Source organism: Maribacter sp. TH_r10 (assembly GCF_033101095.1).
GTDB lineage: Bacteria > Bacteroidota > Bacteroidia > Flavobacteriales > Flavobacteriaceae > Maribacter_A > Maribacter_A luteus.
Window position 1 is genome coordinate 1 of sequence record NZ_JAWMPY010000053.1, and the last position, 319, is coordinate 319.

Genomic DNA, 319 nt, shown 5'->3' on the forward strand with positions numbered 1-319 from the left:
GCCATGGGCATCAATGCCTTCTGAGCGATATTCCTCAACTGCGCTATTCACTTTTTCCAATGAGGTACGTTCGTTAACTACGATTTTAGCACCAGCGTGGCCCAAACCTTTCGCCATAGCCATTCCCAAACCATGTACAGCCCCAGTTACCAATGCAACCTTTCCTGTTAAATCAAATAAATTAATTGACATTATTGTGTAGTTTATGTTTTATCTTAATTCCGTGATTTTTGCGACATCCATATCTCCATAATCCAAGTTTTCACCGGCCATACCCCAAATAAAGGTATAGTTGGATGTTCCCGATCCACAGTGGATA

Annotated in this window: 1 protein-coding gene and 1 pseudogene; both read right to left on the reverse strand. The window is 41.4% G+C overall.

Going from position 1 to position 319, the window contains the following annotated elements:
• A partial coding sequence (locus R3X28_RS19295) for an SDR family NAD(P)-dependent oxidoreductase (RefSeq protein WP_317666527.1) occupies nucleotides 1–192 on the reverse strand: 192 nt, incomplete at its 3' end.
• 18 nt (nucleotides 193–210) lie between these two features.
• A pseudogene (locus R3X28_RS19300) lies at nucleotides 211–319 on the reverse strand (5-dehydro-4-deoxy-D-glucuronate isomerase); the annotation flags it as partial.